The sequence below is a fragment of the Phenylobacterium sp. genome, assembly GCF_036677185.1.
Classification (GTDB): Bacteria; Pseudomonadota; Alphaproteobacteria; order Caulobacterales; family Caulobacteraceae; genus Phenylobacterium.
Window position 1 is genome coordinate 420539 of the sequence record NZ_JAKFEN010000012.1, and the last position, 19630, is coordinate 440168.

At 68.4% G+C, this 19630-nt stretch carries 22 protein-coding genes; 13 read left to right on the top strand and 9 right to left on the bottom strand.

Annotation, left to right across the window (positions count from 1 at the left end; all coding sequences use genetic code 11):
* Positions 1-48 precede the first annotated feature (48 nt).
* Positions 49-438: a DUF7662 domain-containing protein gene (locus V6M51_RS03530; protein ID WP_332764670.1), complete on the top strand. Its 390-nt coding sequence runs from the start codon at positions 49-51 to the stop codon at positions 436-438.
* Here the strand turns inward: V6M51_RS03530 and V6M51_RS03535 are convergent.
* Complete coding sequence (locus tag V6M51_RS03535; protein ID WP_332764672.1) at positions 435-1337, bottom strand: alpha/beta fold hydrolase; 903 nt, start codon at positions 1335-1337, stop codon at positions 435-437. The genes V6M51_RS03530 and V6M51_RS03535 overlap by 4 nt on opposite strands.
* Before the next feature lie 76 nt (positions 1338-1413).
* Positions 1414-3750: an ATP-dependent helicase gene (locus V6M51_RS03540; RefSeq protein WP_332764674.1), complete on the bottom strand. Its 2337-nt coding sequence runs from the start codon at positions 3748-3750 to the stop codon at positions 1414-1416.
* Positions 3751-3852: 102 nt separating this feature from the next.
* On the opposite strand from V6M51_RS03540, the gene V6M51_RS03545 reads away from it, so the two are divergent.
* Entirely contained in the window at positions 3853-4071 is a 219-nt protein-coding gene (locus V6M51_RS03545) for a hypothetical protein (RefSeq protein ID WP_332764676.1), read from the top strand.
* A 3-nt stretch (positions 4072-4074) separates the two neighbouring features.
* Entirely contained in the window at positions 4075-4278 is a 204-nt protein-coding gene (locus V6M51_RS03550; RefSeq protein ID WP_332764678.1) for a hypothetical protein, read from the top strand.
* On the opposite strand, the gene V6M51_RS03555 is transcribed toward V6M51_RS03550, so the two are convergent.
* Positions 4275-4490, bottom strand: coding sequence for a ribbon-helix-helix domain-containing protein (locus V6M51_RS03555; RefSeq protein WP_332764680.1), 216 nt, complete (start codon positions 4488-4490; stop codon positions 4275-4277). The genes V6M51_RS03550 and V6M51_RS03555 overlap by 4 nt on opposite strands.
* Before the next feature lie 128 nt (positions 4491-4618).
* On the opposite strand from V6M51_RS03555, the gene V6M51_RS03560 reads away from it, so the two are divergent.
* Positions 4619-5401, top strand: a complete 783-nt coding sequence (locus V6M51_RS03560) for a Coq4 family protein (RefSeq protein WP_332764682.1) — start codon at positions 4619-4621, stop codon at positions 5399-5401.
* A gap of 2 nt (positions 5402-5403) precedes the next feature.
* Here the strand turns inward: V6M51_RS03560 and V6M51_RS03565 are convergent, their stop codons facing one another.
* Positions 5404-5580, bottom strand: a complete 177-nt coding sequence (locus tag V6M51_RS03565) for a DUF4169 family protein (RefSeq protein WP_332764684.1) — start codon at positions 5578-5580, stop codon at positions 5404-5406.
* Positions 5580-6167: a glutathione S-transferase family protein gene (locus V6M51_RS03570; protein WP_332764685.1), complete on the bottom strand. Its 588-nt coding sequence runs from the start codon at positions 6165-6167 to the stop codon at positions 5580-5582. Before V6M51_RS03570 ends, V6M51_RS03565 begins: the two co-directional genes overlap by 1 nt.
* A gap of 135 nt (positions 6168-6302) precedes the next feature.
* Here V6M51_RS03570 and V6M51_RS03575 point away from each other — a divergent pair, with 135 nt between their 5' ends.
* Positions 6303-6539 carry a DUF2171 domain-containing protein gene (locus V6M51_RS03575; RefSeq protein ID WP_332764686.1) on the top strand — a complete coding sequence of 79 codons (237 nt, stop codon included), beginning with the start codon at positions 6303-6305 and terminating at the stop codon, positions 6537-6539.
* 46 nt (positions 6540-6585) lie between these two features.
* On the opposite strand, the gene V6M51_RS03580 is transcribed toward V6M51_RS03575, so the two are convergent.
* Complete coding sequence (locus tag V6M51_RS03580; protein WP_332764688.1) at positions 6586-7788, bottom strand: pyridoxal phosphate-dependent aminotransferase; 1203 nt, start codon at positions 7786-7788, stop codon at positions 6586-6588.
* A 214-nt stretch (positions 7789-8002) separates the two neighbouring features.
* On the opposite strand from V6M51_RS03580, the gene V6M51_RS03585 reads away from it, so the two are divergent.
* Positions 8003-8728, top strand: coding sequence for a TVP38/TMEM64 family protein (locus V6M51_RS03585; protein WP_332764690.1), 726 nt, complete (start codon positions 8003-8005; stop codon positions 8726-8728).
* 7 nt (positions 8729-8735) lie between these two features.
* Here V6M51_RS03585 and V6M51_RS03590 read toward each other — a convergent pair whose 3' ends face one another.
* Positions 8736-9602, bottom strand: a complete 867-nt coding sequence (locus tag V6M51_RS03590) for a class I SAM-dependent methyltransferase (RefSeq protein WP_332764692.1) — start codon at positions 9600-9602, stop codon at positions 8736-8738.
* 123 nt (positions 9603-9725) lie between these two features.
* Here V6M51_RS03590 and V6M51_RS03595 point away from each other — a divergent pair, with 123 nt between their 5' ends.
* The 3 genes from V6M51_RS03595 to V6M51_RS03605 all read left to right on the top strand — a co-directional run bounded on the left by V6M51_RS03595 (position 9726) and on the right by V6M51_RS03605 (position 13120).
* Positions 9726-10349: a glutathione S-transferase family protein gene (locus tag V6M51_RS03595; protein WP_332764694.1), complete on the top strand. Its 624-nt coding sequence runs from the start codon at positions 9726-9728 to the stop codon at positions 10347-10349.
* Positions 10350-10560: 211 nt separating this feature from the next.
* Positions 10561-12138: a 2-isopropylmalate synthase gene (locus V6M51_RS03600; protein WP_332764696.1), complete on the top strand. Its 1578-nt coding sequence runs from the start codon at positions 10561-10563 to the stop codon at positions 12136-12138.
* Positions 12139-12238: 100 nt separating this feature from the next.
* Positions 12239-13120, top strand: coding sequence for a DMT family transporter (locus V6M51_RS03605; RefSeq protein WP_332764698.1), 882 nt, complete (start codon positions 12239-12241; stop codon positions 13118-13120).
* Between the two features lie 86 nt (positions 13121-13206).
* On the opposite strand, the gene V6M51_RS03610 is transcribed toward V6M51_RS03605, so the two are convergent.
* Positions 13207-13833, bottom strand: a complete 627-nt coding sequence (locus V6M51_RS03610; RefSeq protein WP_332764699.1) for a TetR/AcrR family transcriptional regulator — start codon at positions 13831-13833, stop codon at positions 13207-13209.
* Positions 13834-13926: 93 nt separating this feature from the next.
* On the opposite strand from V6M51_RS03610, the gene V6M51_RS03615 reads away from it, so the two are divergent.
* Positions 13927-14712 (top strand): sterol desaturase family protein, encoded by a 786-nt coding sequence (locus V6M51_RS03615; protein WP_332764720.1) that lies wholly within the window; start codon positions 13927-13929, stop codon positions 14710-14712.
* A gap of 155 nt (positions 14713-14867) precedes the next feature.
* A complete protein-coding gene (modA, locus tag V6M51_RS03620) occupies positions 14868-15632 on the top strand; it encodes a molybdate ABC transporter substrate-binding protein (protein WP_332764700.1) in 765 nt (254 codons plus the stop codon).
* Here the strand turns inward: modA and V6M51_RS03625 are convergent, their stop codons facing one another.
* Positions 15633-17159, bottom strand: coding sequence for an ABC-F family ATP-binding cassette domain-containing protein (locus tag V6M51_RS03625; protein WP_332764701.1), 1527 nt, complete (start codon positions 17157-17159; stop codon positions 15633-15635). It abuts the gene before it with no gap.
* Between the two features lie 363 nt (positions 17160-17522).
* Between V6M51_RS03625 and V6M51_RS03630 the strand changes: the two genes are divergently transcribed.
* The gene (locus V6M51_RS03630) at positions 17523-18566 is read left to right on the top strand and encodes a rod shape-determining protein (protein WP_305299262.1); all 1044 of its coding nucleotides are present in this window, start codon (positions 17523-17525) and stop codon (positions 18564-18566) included.
* A gap of 50 nt (positions 18567-18616) precedes the next feature.
* Positions 18617-19630: rod shape-determining protein MreC (gene mreC / locus V6M51_RS03635; protein WP_332764705.1), on the top strand; the 1014-nt coding region annotated here is incomplete at its 3' end.

Sequence of the window (19630 nt, forward strand, 5' to 3'; positions counted from 1 at the left end):
GCCTCACAGGCTCGCGACGCCAGGCTTGTTGGGTGTAGATGAGGCGTCATGAGCAAGTACCTCCCCCTGTCCGAACGCTTGGCGCGCGAGACCGGCGACCAGTGGCGCCCGACCCTGGCCGAGATCGAGGCGGTGCTGGGCTTTCCCCTGCCCAAGGCCGCCCAGCAGGCCGCCTGGTGGGGCGGGGCGAGCGACAAGCCGCACCACCGCGCCTGGCTGGATCACGGCTGGCGCGCGCGCGACCTGGACCGGGCCGCCGGCACGGTGACCTTCCACCGCGACCCCACCGCCGGCCAGCCCCCGCCGCCCGCGGAGGCGCCCCCCGTCATCGAGGCCCATCGCGGCGTCGGCGGCATGGCCCTGATCGGCGCCGGCGTCGCCGTAATCGCCGGGGTCGGCCTGCTCGCGGCCCGGCTGATGAAGGGCCGGAAGGCCTAGGCTACAGCCCGGGCTCGCGCAGTGGCCCGTTCGATCAGGTCGCAGAGGGTCCCGATCAGCGGCTTGGGCAGGTTGTGGCCCATGTTCGGCAGGATGTGCAGCTCCGAGCCCGGAATGGTCGCGTGGGTGTCCTCGCCGCCGGTGGGCGGCACCAGGGGATCGTCGGCGCCGTGCACCACCACGGTCGGGGCTGTGATCGTGGCGAGCGCCGCACGGCGGTCGCCGCTGGCCACCACAGCCGCCATCTGGCGCGCGAAGCCCACCGGATAGAACGACCGCTCGAAGTCGGACTTCAGGCTGGCGCGCAGCTCGGCCTCGTCGGCCTGGTAGTTGGGCCCGTTCATGATCGCGGCGCCGGCGACGCCATGGTCCAGGAAGCCTTCCAGGTCCTCCAGGGGGCTCGGTCCCCGCTGGGTCAGCCGCTCCATGGCCTCGGGTTTGGCGGGGGGCAGGGACGGGTTGCCGGTGGTCGACATGATCGAGGTGAGCGACAGCACCCGGCCCGGATGCTCGGCGGCGATCATCTGGGCGATCATCCCGCCCATGGAGGCGCCGACGATGTGGGCGCGCTCGAAACCGAGCGCGTCCATCAGCCCGACTCCGTCGGCGGCCATGTCGGACAGGAGATAGGCCACCTGCGCCTTCTGGCCGGTCATCAGGGCCTTGTAGACCTCCGGCATGTCCGGGGCGCCGGCCTCGTCGAGCTTGTGCGACAGGCCTACATCGCGGTTGTCGTACTGCACCACCCGGTAGCCCCGCGCCGCCAGCTCCGCCACGAAGGCCGGCGGCCAGCGGGTCATCTGGGCGCCCAGGCCCATGATCAGCAGCAGCGGTTCGCCGGTCTCGGGACCGTGGAGCTCATAATGCAGCGGAATGCCGTTGGCGGTGATCTGGGGCATGAATTTCCCGTGGGCTGGATGGCGCAATGAGGCTTCACCTTGGAGGCCTTCCGCGCCCGGCGCACGAAGAAAATCGTCACCCCTTCTCCACGAACGAGTCGATCACCTTCTTCTCGCCGGCCTTTTCGAAGGCCACGGTGAGCTTGTTGCCGTCGACGCTCTTCACCGCGCCGTAGCCGAACTTCAGGTGGAAGACCCGGTCGCCGCGCTTGTAGACGCTGGCGGCCGAGGCGTCGGAGACGGCGATCAGCCGGCCCTCGCCCTCGATCACCGCACCGCGGCCCGGATGGCTGCCATGGTAGTTGCGTTCCTGGGCGCGCTTCCAGCCGGGGGAGGTGTAGCCGGCCCCGAAGCCGGGGGTCTCGTCCCAGCGGCTGCCGTGCTGCTGCATGCCCGGCCCGCCGCCGTAATAGCCGGTCTCCGAAGTCGCTTCGACATTGGCCAGGGGCAGTTCGTCGACGAAGCGCGAGGGGAGTTGGCTGGTCCAGCGGCCATAGACCTGGCGGTTGGCGGCGAACGAGATCCGCGCCTCTTCCCGCGCGCGGGTGATGCCCACATAGGCCAGCCGGCGTTCCTCCTCGAGACCCTTCTCGCCCTTCTCGTCCATGCTGCGCTGGGAGGGGAAGACGCCTTCCTCCCAGCCGGGCAGGAAGACCAGGGGGAACTCCAGGCCCTTGGCCGAGTGCAGGGTCATGATCTGCACCGAGTCCGCCTGCGGCCCCCGGTCCAGCTCCATCACCAGGGAGACGTGTTCCAGATAGGCCTCGAGGGTCTCGTGGGCGCCCATGGCCTGGACCAGTTCCTTCAGGTTCTCCAGCCGGCCCTGGGCGGTGGGCGTCTTGTCCAGGCGAAGGGCGTCGGTATAGCCGCTCTCCTCCAGCACCTGCTCGGTCAGGCGCGGATGGGGGGTCTCGCCGGACAGGGCCCGCCAGCGGTCGATGTCGCGCAGGAAGTTCGACAGCGCCGTGCGGGTGCGGGCGGCCAGTTCGTCCGTACGGACCACCTGGCGGGCGGCCTCCATCACGGGAATGCCGGCCACCCGGGCCATCTGCAGCAGCTTCTGGACCGTGGTGTCGCCGATGCCACGCTTGGGGACATTGACGATCCGTTCGAAGGCCAGGTCGTCGTCCGGCGACTGGATCAGCCGGAGGTAGGCGTGGACGTCGCGGATCTCGGCGCGCTCGAAGAACCGCGGGCCGCCGATCACCACATAGGGGATCTGGAGCAGGATGAACCGGTCCTCGAAGGCGCGCATCTGGAACGAGGCGCGGACCAGGATGGCCATGTCGCGGAACTTGCGCGGCTCCTTCTCGGTCCCGCCCTTCCTGGCGCGCTCGATCTCCTCGGCGATCAGCCGGCTCTCGGCCTCGCCGTCCCAGACCCCGCGCACCACGACCTTCTCGCCGTCGTTCGCCTGGGTCCACAGGGTCTTGCCCAGGCGTCCCTTGTTGGTGCTGATCAGGCCGCTGGCGGCGGCCAGGATATGGCTGGTGGAGCGGTAGTTGCGCTCCAGGCGGATGACGGTCGCGCCTGGAAAGTCGCGCTCGAAGCGCAGGATGTTATCCACCTCGGCCCCGCGCCAGCCATAGATCGACTGGTCGTCGTCGCCCACGCAGCAGACGTTCTGGCGCTTCTGGGCCAGCAGCCGCAGCCACAGGTACTGGGCGACATTGGTGTCCTGGTACTCGTCGACCAGGATGTATTTGAACCGGTCGTGGAACTCGGCCAGCACGTCGGGGTGGTTCATGAAGATGGTCAGGTTGTGCAGCAGCAGGTCGCCGAAATCGCAGGCGTTCAGCACCCGCATCCGGTCCTGGTAGAGCTGGTAGAGCCTCTGGCCCTTGTTGGGGCCGAACTCCGCGCCCTCGCCGGGCGGCAGGCGGTCGGGGGTCAGGCCGCGGTTCTTCCAGCTGTCGATCATCCCGGCCAGGGTCTTGGGCGTCCAGCGCTTGGCGTCGATGTTCTCGGCCTCGAGCACCTGCTTGATCAGCCGCTCCTGATCGTCGGTGTCGAGGATCGTGTAGTTCGATTTCAATCCCACCAGCTCGGCGTGGCGGCGCAGGATCTGGGCGGCGATGGAGTGGAAGGTGCCCAGCCAGCGCAGGCCCTCGGCCTGGGGGCCGATGATGTGGGTGATCCGCTCGCGCATCTCGCGCGCGGCCTTGTTGGTGAAGGTGACCGCCAGCAGCTCCCAGGGCCTGGCCTTGCCGACCGCCAGTATGTGGGCGAGCCGCGTCGTGAGCACCCGGGTCTTGCCGGTGCCGGCCCCGGCCAGCACCAGGACCGGCCCGTCGGTGGCCTCGACCGCCGCACGCTGCTCGGGATTGAGGCCCTCGAGATAGTCGGGGCCGCTGACCCGGGCTAGGTCGCTGACGCGTTGCGCGGGCAGGGGAGCTGATTCAAAGGACGACATCGGAACATATGTAGCACAGACGCCGGCCGGCTTAAGTCCCGGAACCCCTCTGAATGCGGTTCGTTTCTCCCGCAGCTTTGCTGTGACACCCAGGAGGAAGACATGGCTGACGAATCCAAGTCCTCGACGCCCTGGCTGGCCTTCCTGGTCGGCGGGCTGGTCGTGGCGGTCGCCGTCATCGCCTTCGTCGTCTATTCGGGCGGTGGCCTGTCGAAGCCCCAGATCCCCAGCAGCGTCGAGGTGGACGTGAACCTGCCCAAGGCCCCGCCGATCCCCGACGCGCCCAAGCTGCCCGACGCGCCCATGCCGACCCCCAAATAGCCCATGGATGACGAGGGGCCCCGCGAATCCAAGCCGATCCCCTTGTTCATCTGGGTGGCGCTGGGCGCGCTCGTCGTGCTTGGCTTCATGTTCCTCCTGCGCGCCGCCAATCCGGCGGGTGAGGGCATGGGACCGCCGACCCGGGAAGTGATCGTGCCAACGGCGGCCAAGCCCGCGCCGCTGCCTAACGCCAAGCCCGCGCCCTAGGACCGCCTTGCGGCGAACCCCAAGGCCGCGACGCGGCAGGCCGAGGCGAGCGGCCGTTCCCCGCGGCCCTCGTCGATGCGGGCGATCAGGGCCGCCAGGCTCAGGCCATCGGTCCGCGCCAGCTCGTCCAGCACCTCCCAGAACTCCGGCTCCAGCGCCAGCGAGGTGGCGTGGCCGGACAGCAGGATGGATCGTTTACGAAGGCGCGGCATGATCGCCTTTGTGGGCCCAGGCGAGGCCCCGACGCAACCGCGGAGCCCGGATGCCGGATTGCCTCTTGCAAAAAGATGACGCTAGCGTCATCTTTAATCCGAACGCTGTTTTGTAGAGGCTGCTGCCCATGGCCATGACCGCCGACTCCTTCGACGTCCGCTATCAGCGTCAGGCCGATCCGGCCACGACGCCCATGCCCAAGCCCAAGCTCCAGTGGGGCGTGGCGCTGAAGGCGTTGCAGCGCCTGCTGAACGACAAGGAAGACACCGGCCAGGTGTTCGAGATCATGCGCGCGCTCAGCGGCAACTCGAGCGCCAAGGGCTATGAGCGCCTGCTGACCACGCCGCAGGGCGGACGCCTCGCCTATGAGCGGGTCGAGCTCATCGACAAGCTGATGGACGACGCCTGGCTGGACGCCTTCGCGCCCGGCACGGTGGGCGCGGCCTATCGCGAGTTCATCCGCAGCGAGCAGCTGTCGGCCGAGGGCCTAGCCGAGATCAGCCGGGTCAAGAGCAACGACATTGAGGTGCGCCATCCCCACGCCTGGTTCGGCCGCCGCACCCGCGACGTCCACGACATCTGGCACATCCTGTCCGGCTATCACCGCGACGGCCTGGGCGAGGCCTGCCTGGTGGCCTTCTCCTATGCCCAGACCAAGAGCCTGGGCTGGGCCTTGATGGCGGTCGGCGCCACCATCCGCTCGCGGGGCGGCGACCATCCCTACGCCAAGGCGATCTGGCAGGGCTATCAGCGGGGCAAGGCCAGCGCCTGGCTGCTGGGCGAGGACTATGAGCGCCTGCTGAACGAGCCCCTGGAGGCCGCGCGGCGTCGTCTCGGGATTACCCCGCCGACCATCTACAACGCCATTCCGCCGGAAGCGCGCGACGCCGCCGTTCCAGCCCAGATGTAGGCTCAGTCCTCGCGCTTGGCGCCGTCCAGCGCGCGGTCGGCCTTCTCGCGTTCCGCCTTGGTGAGTGTCTTCTCGGCCTTGGTCCGTCCGAAGGCGACGCGGTTCTGCGCCGCCTGGGTGCGATCCTGATCGCGGACCTTGGCCTTCCTGGCCTTGTTGAAGTTGACCAGGTCCGCCATCAGCCGGCGTCCTTGGCCATGGCCCGAGCGAGCGCCGGGCGGGCGTTGAGCCGCGCGAGCCATTCGTCATAGACCGCGTGGGCCGGAAGCATCTGGCGGGCGAACTGCAACAGGCTGACGAACATGATGTCGGCGGCGCTGAAGGTCTCACCCAGCAGGTAGGGGTTGGCCTCCAGCGCGGTCTTCAGGCGCGCGTCCATCGCCTCGTACTGGGCCTTCAGCACCGGATCGGTGGCGGTGCGGCCTTCGAAGTGGGCGCTGATCACTGGCTCCAGCACCCCGGCATAGTAGGCAAGCCAGGTGAGATAGGGCCCGCGCAGCGGATCGCCCACCACCGGCCCGATCCCGGCGGCCGGGAATTTGTCGGTGAGATAGAGCGCGATGGCGACGGACTCGCTGATCAGCACCCCGTCGTCCAGCAGGGCGGGAACCTGCTTGTGCGGATGAGGATTGGCCGGGTCTTTGGCGCCCACGCCGTCGCGGCGGGCGATGTCGACCACCTTCACCTCATAAGGCGCGCCCAACTCCTCAAGCAGCCAGATCATCCGGGTCGAGCGCGATTTGGGGGCGTGGAAGAGGGTCAGCACGGTGCGGCGTCCTTCAGGGATGGGAGTCGATAGGGAGCGAACATAAGCAGAACATCATTCGCCGCGCAACTTTCCACGAAACAGGATGAGAGGTTCGCCCGTTTGCCTGCCACGCAGCAATCAGGAGATGGAACCATGATCCAAGCCTCGCTCATCCGCGAACATATGGAAGTGATCGGTTCGGACGGCGGCCATGTCGGACGGGTCGACCATGTGCTCGGCGACGAGATCGAACTGGCCAAGCTGGACCTGGGCGCAGGCCTCAAGCACCACCTGATCCCGGTGACCTGGGTCGACGACATCGAGGACGACAAGGTGCGGCTGAACCTCACCCAGGACGCCGCCAAGGCCAGCTGGCGCGAGAAGCACTAAGGCCGCTCGGCGGGCGGAGACCTGACTCAGGCCTCCGCCCGGCCGGCTATTTCAGCGAGGCGCAGAAGCGCTGGATACGCGTGCAGGCGTCTTCGAGCACCGCGTTGGACGTGGCGTAGCTGATGCGGAAGAAGGGCGAGAGGCCGAAGGCCGCGCCGAACACCACCGAGACGCCTTCCTGTTCCAGCAGTTGGACCGCGAAGTCGCCGTCGTTCTCGATCACCTTGCCGGTCTCGGTGGTCTTGCCGATCAGCTTCTCGACCGAGGGATAGACGTAGAAGGCGCCCTCGGGCGTCGGGCAATTGATACCGGTCGCCTGGTTCAGCATGGAGACCACCAGGTCACGGCGGCCCTCGAACAGCTTGGCGTTCGGCTTGATGAACTCCTGCGTGCCGTTCAACGCCTCGACCGCCGCCCATTGCGAGATGGAGGAGGGGTTGGAGGTCGTCTGGCTCATGACCTTGGCCATGGACTTGATCAGCGGCTCGGGGCCGGCGGCGTAGCCGATCCGCCAGCCGGTCATGGCGTAGGCCTTGGAGACCCCGTTCATGGTCAGAGTGCGGTCGTAGAGCGCAGGCTCCACCTGGGCGATGGTCCAGAACTCGAAGTCGCCGAACACCAGGTGCTCGTACATGTCATCGGTGAGGATCCAGACATGGGGATGGCGCAGCAGGACGTCGGCCAAGGCCCGCAGCTCGGCCTTGGTGTAGGCCGCGCCCGAGGGGTTCGACGGCGAGTTCAGGAACAGCCACTTGGTCTTGGGCGTGATGGCCGCGTCCAGGTCGGCGGGCTGCAGCTTGAAGCCGCTCGCAGCACTGGTCGGGGCCGCCACCGGCGTCCCGCCGGCCAGCAGGACGATGTCCCAATAGCTGACCCAGTAGGGCGTGGGGATCACCACCTCGTCGCCGGGGTTCAGGGTCGAGATCATGGCGTTCCAGATCACCGGCTTGCCGCCCGGCGAGACGTTCACCTGGCTGGTCTTGTAGGTCAGGCCGTTCTCGCGCTGGAACTTGGCGACGATGGCTTCCTTGAGCTCAACGATGCCGTCGACATTGGTGTACTTGGTCTTGCCGTCGCGGATCGCCTTGATGGCGGCTTCCTTGATGTTCTCCGGCGTGTCGAAGTCGGGCTCGCCCGCGGCCAGAGAAATCACATTCCGGCCCTGCGCCTTCAGCTCACGAGCTTTCGCGTCGGCCGCCAGGGTGGCGGACGGCTTCACGCGGGCGAGCGCGGCGGATTCGAGCGACATGGCGGGCAGACTCCCGGGACAGGTTGAAAGGAACGGGCGCGGGTTTAGCCGAAGGTGACGCAAAGGCAAAGGCGGCTTGGTCTGGCTGGCGCATATTATAGGGTAGCCGCGATCGGCGGCTGGTAAGGATCGACGTCCGCGCGGGGTCCTGGACGATCGATGGACGCCGTCACGCTTGCCTTGACCCCTTCGCGCGAACAGGCGACGGGAGGGCATGCGTCGCATCCCCCGCTTCCTCAACGAAATGGACGCCAAGGCTTGGCGGACGCTGGCGGTGTCCTTCGTCCTGTTCGGCGGGGTGGGCGTGGTGTTCCTGTTCGGCGCCCAGGTGCTGGGCTTCGACGGGGAGGCGACCGTCGAGCGCTGGCTGGGCATGGCGTCGGACGGCCCCTGGGCCTTGCCGGCGGCGGTGGCGGCCTTCGCCATCCTGGCCTTCCTGGGCGTGCCGCAGTTCGTGCTGATCGCCGCGGCGGTGGTGGCCTTCGGGGCCTGGACCGGGTTCGCCTATAGCTGGATCGGCACCATGGTCTCGGCCCTGGTCGGCTTCCATGTCGGCCGGGTGGCCGGCGCGCGCGCGCTGAAGGCGCTCTCGGGCGAGAGCATGCAGCGGTTCATGGACCTGGTCGGGCGCAACGGCTTCCTGGCCAGCCTGATCGTGCGGCTGGTGCCCTCGGCCCCCTTCATCGTGGTCAACATGGCGGCGGGCGTGACGCCGATGCGGATGCGCCACTTCACCGCCGGCACGGCCCTGGGCATCGTGCCGAAGATCGCGCTCACCGCCTTCGCCGGGAACTCCATCGTCCAGGTGCTGAAGGGGCAGGGGGGCGGCCACGCGATCTGGCTGGCGCTGATCGTAGTCGCCTGGATCGCCATCGGCTGGTTCGCGCGCAACTGGCTGAAGTCGCGCGAGGACGCGATCAGCGGCCCGCGCAAGGACTAGAGGCGGGTTAGGCGCTCCAGATCGCGAAGGTGAAGTGGGCTGAACCTTCGGTGAGGAGCTGCCGGTCGGCGGACAGCATCTCGTCGATCACCGGGCTGTCCTCGTCCACCAGCGGGACGACGACGCCGCCCAGGATGTTGAGGAACGTCCCGCCGACGGGCTCGAACTTGACCCCAGGCAGGTGTCGCTGCGCCGCCGCCAGGATGCGCTCGCTCTGCGGCGCCTCGCTGGGGTCGCGCCGGTACATCTTGAGCCAGCTCACGATATTGGAGCGGTGGAGCTTGCGGACCGGCACGCCGCGGCGGACGGCGCTCTCGGCCAGGAAGGCGTTGGCGCGGGCCACTTCCGCCGGCGTCCACTGGAGCCGGTTGGGGCCGACATAGTCATTGATGACAATCACCCCGCCAGGCTTGAGCACCGCCTTCGACCAGGCCAGGGCGTCGTCCACGTCGCTCATGTGGTGCAGGCTGTGGTCCCAATAGACAAGGTCGTACTCGGGCTCGCGCTCCGACCCGAAGACGTCGCCCGAGCGATGGGTGATCCGGTCGAGAAGGCCGAGCGCCTCCGCCGCCTTCCGACCCTGGTCGATCCGCGTCTGGGCGATCTCATAGAGGTCGAAATGGCCGACAAGACCGTCGGCGATGAGGGCCAGCTCCTTTGCGGCGGGGCCGCAGCCGATGGAGACCGCGCGTTCGAAGACCCGGCCCGGGAAGTCTTTGGCCAGGCGCCGGCGCACGCCCTCCGAGCCGCCGGTCAGCGCGGCCTCGCCGCAGAGGGCCTGATTGTAGTAGGACTGGCACTTGGCCGAGGACCACCAGTTTACGCGCCCGGAATTGTCGACGCGGTTCCAGTGCTCAGCGGCTGCGGTCGTCATTGGGGGCCCCCATGTCTGACGAAATTCCCGGAGACCCAGAGGCCTGTCAACAGCCTCGGCCTCCGCATTCTTGGCGCGAGCCACACCATCTACTATCGAGTGCTCAACGAGAGGATAATCGCAGTGCTGAGACTCTTCCATTCGCGCGGATCCTGCGCGCTCGCCTCGCATATCGCCCTGGAAGAGGCGGGCGCGGACTATCAGGTCGTGCGCGTGGACCTGGCCGCGGGCGAGCAGACCAAGCCCGAATATCTGGCGATAAATCCGAAGGGCCGGGTGCCGGCCCTGGTCACCGACCGGGGCGTGCTGACCGAGACCCCGGCCATCCTGGCTTTCGTCGCCCAGAGCCACCGCGAGGCGCGGCTCGCGCCTCTTGACGATCCCTTCGCCTTCGCCCGCGCCCAGGCGTTCAACAGCTACCTCGCCTCGACCGTCCACGTGGCTCACTCGCATGGCCGGCGCGGCTCCCGCTGGGCCGACGACGCCGCGGCGATCGCCGAGATGAAGCGCAAGGTTCCGCAGACCATGGCCGCCTGCTTCGCCCAGATCGAAGCCGACCTGCCGGATGACCAACCCTGGGTGCTGGGCGCCGACTATTCGATCTGTGACCCCTATCTTTTCACCATCGGCGCCTGGCTGGCGGGCGACGAGGTCGAGATCGCCCAATTTCCGAAAGTTTTTCGCCACTTCCAGCGGATGAACGACCGACCGGCGGTCAGGAAGGTTCTTGCGCGAGAGGCGGCCTGAGGGGGCGTGCGACGCAAGACTGTTGCGGCGCGACCGGCATTTCGGTATGCCAGTCGCCATGCGCACGTCATCGCACTGCCTGCTTCTTCTCGACCTGGGGCTTAGCCGCCCCTGGGCCTCCCTTTAGGCTGCGCGACTTCGCGGCCGGGCTCCCAGGGGATTTCACCCGCCGCCCGCCCCCTTTAGAACGCCCCGCGAAGAGAGTTCGCAAATGACCCAAGTTTCCAACGACACCGCCCGCGATTCCCGGGATCGCGTCATCGTATTCGACACCACCATGCGCGATGGCGAGCAGTCGCCGGGCGCCTCCATGTCCATCGACGAGAAGCTCGAGCTGGCCAAGATCCTGGAGGACATGCGCGTCGACGTGATCGAGGCGGGTTTCCCCATCGCCTCCAACGGCGACTTCGAGGCCGTCCGCCAGATCTCCGAGATCGTCACCGAGAGCACGGTCTGCGGCCTGGCCCGCGCCGGGATGGTGGACATCGAACGCTGCGCCGAGGCGATCCGCCCGGCCAAGCGCGGTCGCATCCACACCTTCCTGTCCACCAGTCCCAGCCACCGCGACCACATCCTGAAGGCCAGCCAGGAAGACATCCTGGAGATGATCACCAAGTCGGTCGGCCACGCCCGCAACCTGTGCGGCGACGTGGAATGGTCGGCCCAGGACGCCACCCGCACCGAGCAGGACTTCCTGCGCCGCTGCGTGGAAGCCGCCATCAAGGCCGGCGCCCAGACGATCAACATCCCCGACACCGTCGGCTACACCTATCCCAGCGAATACGCGGAGATGTTCCGCGACCTGATCGAGAACGTGCCGAACGCCGACACGGTGATCTTCTCCACCCACTGCCACAACGATCTGGGCCTGGCCGTCGCCAATAGCCTGGCCGGGGTGCAGGGCGGGGCGCGGCAGGTCGAGGTGGCGGTCAACGGCATCGGCGAGCGGGCCGGCAACGCGGCCCTGGAAGAGGTCGTGATGGCGCTGAAGGTGCGCGGCGACCGGCTGCCCTACTTCACCGGCATCGAGACCCAGCACATCACCCGCGCCAGCCGCTACGTCTCGGCGATCACCGGCTTCCCGGTGCAGTTCAACAAGGCGATCGTGGGCAAGAACGCCTTCGCCCACGAGAGCGGCATCCACCAGGATGGGATGCTGAAGGACCGCGGCACCTACGAAATCATGAGCCCCGAGACCGTGGGGCAGGGCGCCTCGAACCTGGTCATGGGCAAGCATGCGGGCCGCGCCGGCTTCCGCGAAAAGCTGAAGAGCCTGGGCTACGAACTGGGCCAGAACGCGCTCAACGAGGCCTTCCAGCGCTTCAAGGACCTGGCCGACAAGAAGAAGCACGTTTTCGACGACGACATCGTCGCCCTGGTGGACGACGCCCTGGCCTCCGGCTCCGACCGCATCCAGGTCAAGAGCCTGCGGGTCATCGCCGGCACCGAGGGCCCGCAACAGGCCGAGCTGATCGTCACGGTCGACGGCGTCGAAAAGGCCGCCTCGGCCACCGGCGACGGCCCGGTCGACGCGGTGTTCAACGCCATCCACGAGGCGGTGCCCCACACCGCCATCCTGCGCCTGTTCCAGGTGCATGCGGTGACGGAAGGGACCGACGCCCAGGCCCAGGTCTCGGTGCGTCTCGAGGAGGACGGCCGGATCGCCACCGGCCAGGCCGCCGACACCGACACGCTCACGGCGTCCGCCAAGGCCTATGTCAACGCGCTCAACAACCTCTTCGCCCGCAAGGAGAAGAGCGCGCCGGACGCCATCGCCAGCGGGTTCTGACTTCGCTCATCCCCGCCCCGGCGGGGACCCCCTCGACCTTCCTCAAGGCTGCGACCCAGCCTGGGACCTCGCACGCGCGGGGTGAGCGGAGTTCCATCCGATGCTCTGGATCCTACTGACGGCGGCCGCCGCGCCGCTGCAGGTGGCGCGCAACGCCCTGCAGCGCGGGCTGGTCGGCGACGCCGGCCCCTGGGGCGCGACCCTGGTGCGGTTCCTGTTCGGCTTGCCGTTCTCGCTGCTGATCTTCGCGGTGGTCGCCTTCGCCACGCCCCAGGCCGAGCCGCACCTGTCCTGGCGGTTCGCCATCGCCGTCGCGGCCGGCGCCATCGCCCAGGTGTCGGCCACCGCGGCCCTGCTGATGGCCATGCGCCATTCCGGCTTCGCGGTGGCCACCTTCATGCAGCAGTCGTCCCTGCCGCTGGCCGCCATCATGGGGTTCCTGGTGTTCGGCGACCGCATGAGCCCCGTCCAATGGCAGGGCCTGGCGGCGGCGACCGCGGGCCTGCTCATCCTCTCCTGGCCAAAGCGCGACGCGGCGACCGGCGTCCTGAGCGGCTCGTTGTTCGGGCTGGCCTCGGGCCTGGCCTTCGCCGTGGCGCTGAACGGCTATCGCCAGGCAGGCATGGCGCTCGAGCCCGGCCATCCGATCTATTCGGCCACCGCCTCGCTCTGCGTGGCCCAGGCCCTGCAGTCGCTGGTCCTGGGCGGCATACTGGCGGCGACCCGGCCCCAGGCCCTGCGCTCGGTGATGGGGACCTGGCGTCAGTCCCTGGGCGCGGGGCTCTGCGGCACGGCGGCCTCGGCCTGCTGGTTCTCGGCCCTGGCCCTGGCGCCGGCAGGGCAGGTGAGGGCGGTCGGGGTCATCGAGGGGCCGATCGCCGCGGCGGCCGGGCGGCGGCTGTTCAAGGAGCGCCTCAGCCTGCGCCAGATCGTCGGCGGAACCGCCACCGGTGTGGGCGTGGTGATGACGGCGCTGGGCTGAGCCTTCATGTCAAACTCGACGAACGCGCCACAAGAGCGCGCGAGGGGGGAAGGCTGCTCGCCGCCGGTGCTGGAGAAGCGTGTCCTCTAGGCCCGGAGCCGCGCGGCGACGCCATCCAGCAGCAGGTCGAGTCCCATGTCGAAGGTGGTGTCCATCTGGTTTGGGGCGAACCAGGGGGCTGCGGCGGCGACAGCGGGATAGAGCCTAGCGATTTCGGCGGCGTCAGGCGGGTTGACTGCTGATGGGCCGCGCCCGTAGCCCGACGTCTCATCCAGGGCTGAGCCTGTGATGTAGTAGCCGAACACGCGAAAAAGCCGGGCGGCCGCCTCCTCGTCGAGACCGGCCTCGCGGAAGGCGGCCAGGGCGCCGTCCAACCAGCGCAGACCGCCGGCCGTGTTCAGCCGATGCAGCGCCAGGAACTGGAAGAAGGCCGGCCGGCGCCAAGCCATGGCCCGGAAATCGTGGGCCATCTGGGTCAGGCGTTCGCGCCAGGGGCCAGCCGGTTGGGGCGCCCGCAGTTCGCCCATCACCCGGTCCACGAGAGCCTCCATCAGCGCCGCCTTGCTGGGGTAGTGGTGATAGAGGCTCATGGGTTCGCAGGCGAGGTGCTTGGAGAGCCCCCGGAAGCTGAAGCCGTCGACCCCCTCCGCCTCGATGAGAGCAAGGGCCGCGCTTTCGATCCCGTCCGCCGTCAGTCGACCCCTGGCGACCATTCCACTTGCATCCTTACGCCGTAAGGTTAGAACTTACCAAATGAACCTTACAGAGTAAGGCTTGCGGTTGAAAGGGAGGACATCTTGACTGCCGTGGATATCCTGGGCCTGCTCGTGCCCGCCACCTATCTGGCCATGCTGGCCGTGGAGCAACTCGCGCCAGCGCGACCCCAGCCTAAGGTCCGTGCCTGGCATTTCATGGGCTTACTGTTCCTGTGCCTGAACGGCCTGGTCTCCACCGTGACACCGCTGTTGATCCCCGCGGACTGGCTGGCGCGTCACAGCCTGCTGGATCTACGCGGCCTGGGCGTAGCGGGTGGCGCGTTGGTGGGTTACGCCGTCCTCTCCCTGGCTTCCTTTGCTTGGCATCGTTGCGCCCACCAGGTTCCGTTCGTGTGGCGGGTCTTCCACCAAATCCACCACAGCCCTTCGCGGGTGGATATCTCCGGCTCCATGCTGTTCCACCCGCTGGAGATGATCGTCTTCACCCTCATGAGTCTGGCGACCAGCACCTTGGTCCTGGGGCTCGACCCTCTGGCTGCGGGAATCACTGGCTACGTCGCGGCCTTCTACGGCATGTTCCAGCACTGGAACGTCCGGACGCCCCGCTGGATCGGCTACCTCATTCAACGACCCGAGGCGCACGCCATGCACCATGAGCGAGGCGTACATGCTCGCAACTATGCCGACTTGCCGATCTGGGACATGCTGTTTGGCTCCTTCCACAGTCCGGAGGCCTTCGACGGCGAGGTGGGGTTCGACCCGCCCGCCGACCGGCGCATACTTGCCATGCTGGCGTTCGCTGAGGTCAACCAGGCCGCCGGCGCCTCGCTTGGTCGCCGTCCCCGACCCGCAGCGGCTTCGGAACCTCCGGCCTGACAAGGCTGGATGCCCAGATCGTCCCCCGCCACGCTATGGCGCTTCGATGGCGCCGCGCATGTTCCGTTCGCGGCCGGATGGCGAGCGGCGATGCCTCAACTATGCAGACCGCGTGCGCCGCGTGGGTGTCGCAATCTCTACCTAAGGGGCCCCCGATGAAGCTTTCCCACCTGGTGGCGGCCCTCGCCGTCGTCCTGGCCGCCACGCCGGCGCTCGCCGCTGGCAAGCCGGTCAATGTCTTCGCGGCGGCCTCGCTGAAGAACGCCCTGGATGAGGTTGGGCGCGAATACGCGAAGACGGGCGGCGAGGCGCGGTTCTCGTACGCGGCGTCATCCGCCATGGCCCGGCAGATCGAGCAAGGGGCGCCGGCCGACGTCTACGTCTCGGCCGACGTGGGCTGGATGACCTATCTGGCCGAACGCGGCCTGATCGTGGCGGCCAGCCGCCGCGACCTGCTGACCAATCGCCTGGCCCTGATCGCGCCGGCCGACTCCCGCACCTCGTTGAAGGTCGCCAAGGGCATGCCGCTCGCCCGCGCCCTGGGCGACGGGCGGCTGGCGGTGGCGGGGCCCGACGTGCCGGCCGGCAAGTACGCCAAGGCGGCGCTCATCTCGCTGGGCGCCTGGGGCCAGGTCTCGGGAAGGCTCGCCCAGGCCGAGAACGTCCGCACCGCCCTGCAGTACGTGGCGCGCGGCGAGAGCCCCTTCGGGGTGGTCTATGACACCGACGCCAGGCTCGAGCCCAAGGTGCGCATCGTCGGCCTGTTCCCGGCGGCCAGCCACCCGGCCATCGTCTACCCCGCCGCCCTGGTGGTGGGCTCGAAGAACCCGGAAGCCGCCAAGTTCCTCAGCTTCATGAGCGGGCCCCGGGCGGCGGCGGTGTTCCGCAAGTACGGCTTCACGGTCCTGCCGCGCCGCTGACTACTGGGCCTCGAAGAACGCGTCGGGGCCTTCCACCTCCACCAGCCGGCCCTTGCGGATCTCAAGGAAGCGGGTGGCGGCCGCGCGGGTGAAGTAGCGGTCATGGGAGACGAACAGGCAGGCGACGTCGGCCCCGTCGAGCTGGGCCTCCAGGTCCTCCTGGCCCTCGATGTCGAGGTGGTTGGTGGGCTCGTCCAGCAGGTAGAGGTTGGGTTTGGCGAGCGTCATGCGCAGGAAGACCAGCCGCGCACGCTCTCCGTGGCTGAGGTCGGCGATCGGCCCCTTGATCCGCACATAGGGGAAGCCCGCCTTGGCCAACATGGCGTTGGCGTCGCGGCTCGTCGCGCCCTCCACCGCGGTCAGGTAATCGACCAGGCTCACCTTCAGCGGCAGGTCGGCCATGCGTTGGTCGAAATAGACCGGCCGGCTTTGCGGGTTGAAGCGGACGCTGGCCTGGCCGTCATAGTGCCGCAGCGCCGGGTCCCAGGCCCGCGCCAAGGCCGAGAGCAGCATGGACTTGCCGGCTCCGTTGATCCCCAGCAGGGCGATACGGTCGCCGACCGCCACCGACAGCTTGTCGATGTGGAATAGCTTACGCGACCCATCGGGGACGGTGACGGCGTAGTTCTCGATGCGCAGGGCGACCTTGGCCTCGATCTCGCCCTCGGCCAGCTCCAGCTTCCGCTCGCGGGCGGAATAGGCGCCGGTGCGCTCGGCTTCGATGCGGTCGATGCGCTTCTCGGTGGCCTTGGCGCGCTTATGGAACTTGTCGTTCTTGACGCCCCAGACCCGGTAGCGGGCGGCCACCTTTTGCAGGCGGTCGATCTCCTTGCCCTCGAGCTGGCGCCGGACGGCGTCGGCGGCGTCGCGGTGCAGCAGGGCCTGGCGCGCCGCGACGAAGGGGGCGGCGAAGCTGTGGGCGCCGTCGGCGCGCAGGAACAGGGTCCGGGTCGTGGTTCGCTGCAGGAATTCGCGGTCGTGGCTGACGATCAGCATGGGCAGGCGGCGGCTCTCGTCCAGCCAGCGCTCCAGGACATTGATGTTGGACAGGTCCAGGTGGTTGGTCGGCTCGTCGAGGATCAGCAGGTCGGGCTCGGAAAGCCGCGCGGCCGCGGCGATCAGCATTAGCCGCTGCCAGCCGCCGCTCAGGGACCCGAAGGGCTGTTCGGCGGTCTCGTGGGCGACGCCGATCTCGTCCAGCAGGACGTCGACCTTCCAGTCGTCGGATCCGTCCGTGAGGGGGAGGGCGGCTTCCAGCACCTGGCGCAGCGGCTGCTCGGCGAGGCCGGCGGGCACGTCCTGCGGCACATAGCCGATCTTCAGGCCCCGCGAGCGGACGATCTGTCCGTCGATCAGCTCCAGTTCCCCCAGCAGGCATTTCAGCAGAGTGGACTTGCCGGCGCCGTTCTCGCCCACCAGGGCCGTGCGCGCGTCGTCCAGCTGGAAGGAGACGCCCTCGAAGACCCTATTGGATCCGTAGAAGAAGCTGGCGTTCTCGACGCCCAGGACGGCCTGACGGATAGACATCTCGTTTCACGCGCGGCCAGGCTGTCGAAGGGAAGGGGTGGTCCAGCTTTCTAGGCCTGTCCGCGCCGCAGGGCTGTAACCGCAGAGCGACACAGCGGCGCCGTTTCGCGCCGAGCGGCCGGCGTCGGCCAGTCGACACAGGGGGATCGCCACCTTCGCTCAAGCCAAGCTTGTTAAGGCTCTGCGGCGCGAAACCACACGTCTCTCATTAGGCCTTGAATTGAACCCAATGGCAGGGCACACCGCCAAACAGTCCTGTAAACGGAGGCTGGAGCGGCCGGGCGCCTATTCATGGCGTGGTAAGGCGGCAGGCCCTAGACTCCGCGGACATAACATCCGCTTCCATCCCCCCCAGGGCTCTGCATGTTTTCATCCCTCTTCGGCGCCATCTCGAACGATATCGCCATCGACCTCGGCACCGCCAACACCCTCATCTACATGAAGGGTAAGGGCATCGTTCTGAATGAGCCGTCGGTGGTGGCGCTTCGCAACGTCGGCGGACGCAAGGTCGTCCATGCCGTCGGCATAGAAGCCAAGCAGATGCTGGGCCGCACGCCCGGCCACATGGAAGCCATTCGTCCCATGCGCGACGGGGTCATCGCCGACTTCGAAGTCGCCGAGGAGATGATCAAGTACTTCATCCGCAAGGTCCACAACCGCAAGGGTTTCGTGAACCCCAAGGTCATCGTCTGCGTGCCGTCCGGCGCCACGGCGGTGGAGCGCCGCGCCATCAACGATTCCTGCCTCAACGCCGGCGGTCGCCGCGTGGGCCTGATCGACGAACCCATGGCCGCGGCGATCGGGGCCGGCCTGCCCATCCATGAGCCGACCGGCTCCATGGTCGTCGACATCGGCGGCGGCACCACCGAGGTGGCCGTACTGTCCCTGTCGGGCATCGTCTATTCGCGTTCCGTCCGGGTCGGCGGCGACAAGATGGACGAGGCGATCATCAGCTACATGCGCCGCAACCATAACCTGCTGATCGGCGAGACCACCGCCGAGCGCATCAAGAAGGAGATCGGCACCGCCCGGGCTCCGGCCGACGGCGAGGGCCTCTCCATCGAGGTCAAGGGCCGTGACCTGATGCAGGGCGTGCCGCGCGAGGTGCGCATCAGCGAGAAACAGGCTTCCGACTCGCTCGCCGAGCCGGTGGGTCAGATCGTCGACGCCGTGAAGATGGCGCTGGAGGCGACCCCGCCGGAGCTGGCCTCCGACATCGCCGACAAGGGCATCATGCTGACCGGCGGCGGGGCGCTGTTGCGCGGCCTGGACGCCGAGATCCGCGACCACACCGGTCTTCCGGTGACGGTGGCCGACGACCCGCTTTCCTGCGTCGCCCTGGGCTGCGGCAAGGTGCTCGAACATCCGAAGTGGATGAAGGGCGTTCTTGAGTCCACCCTGGCGTAGACTTCGCGAGTCGGGGCGGCCGCCGCCCCCTCGCATGCGAGCAGGTTCCAGTGGCCTTTCGTGAGAATCCGTTCGGCGAGCTGAAGGTCCCGCTGGCATGGACAGCGGGGGTGGCCTTGGTCGTGGCTGTCGTGGTGGCCGTCACCCTGCTGCTCTCAGACCGGCGCGAAACCTTCCAGACCGAAGCCTATGGCGCCACCCGGCAGTTGGGCGACGCCGTCGCCGCCCCGGTGACCCAGACCCTGGCGACGCCGACCGAATGGCTGGGCAACGGAGTCGACTATGTCCGGGGCTACTTCTTCGCCGTCTCGGAGAACCGCCGGCTGAAGGCCGAGCTGATCGAAGCCCGGGAATGGCGCGACGCGGCCCTGGCCCTGCGCGACACCAATGATCGCTACAAGTCCCTGCTGGGCCTGAAGACCGATCCGCCCATCCCCATGGCCGCGGCGCGCACGGTCAGCGGATCGCGAGGCCCCTTCGCCAACACTCGCCTGGCCAACGCCGGGGTGGAGAAGGGGATCAAGGTCGGCAATCCGGTGATGAGCGAGATCGGCCTGGTGGGCCGGATCATCGGGGTGACGCAGGGCGCGAGCCGCATCCTGCTGCTGACCGACATCGCCTCGCGCACGCCGGTGATGGTCGACCGGACCAATGCGCGTTCGATCCTGACCGGGGACGGCGGACCCAATCCCAAGCTGGAATATCTGCGAGGCAAGGACCCGGTCAGGGAGGGCGACCGGATCGTCACCTCCGGCGACGGCGGCGTGCTGCCGCGCGGCCTGCCGGTGGGCGTGGCGGTCAAGGGCCTGGATGGGCGCTGGCGCGTGGCCCTGGCCTCGGACGCCTCGCCTATCGACTATGTGCGCATCCTGCTGTTCCAGGACTTCTCGCAGCTGGCCAACGCCGCCGAGCTGAACCGCATTCCGCCGCCCCCGCCGCCCGAAACCCGGCCCGCGGCCCTGGTCGGGGTCACGCCCGCCCCGCCGCCTGTCGTCGCGCGGCCGGCCGCCGCACCGACCACCGGGCAGGCTCCGGCCCCGAAGGCCGCGGCGCCGAAACCCGCG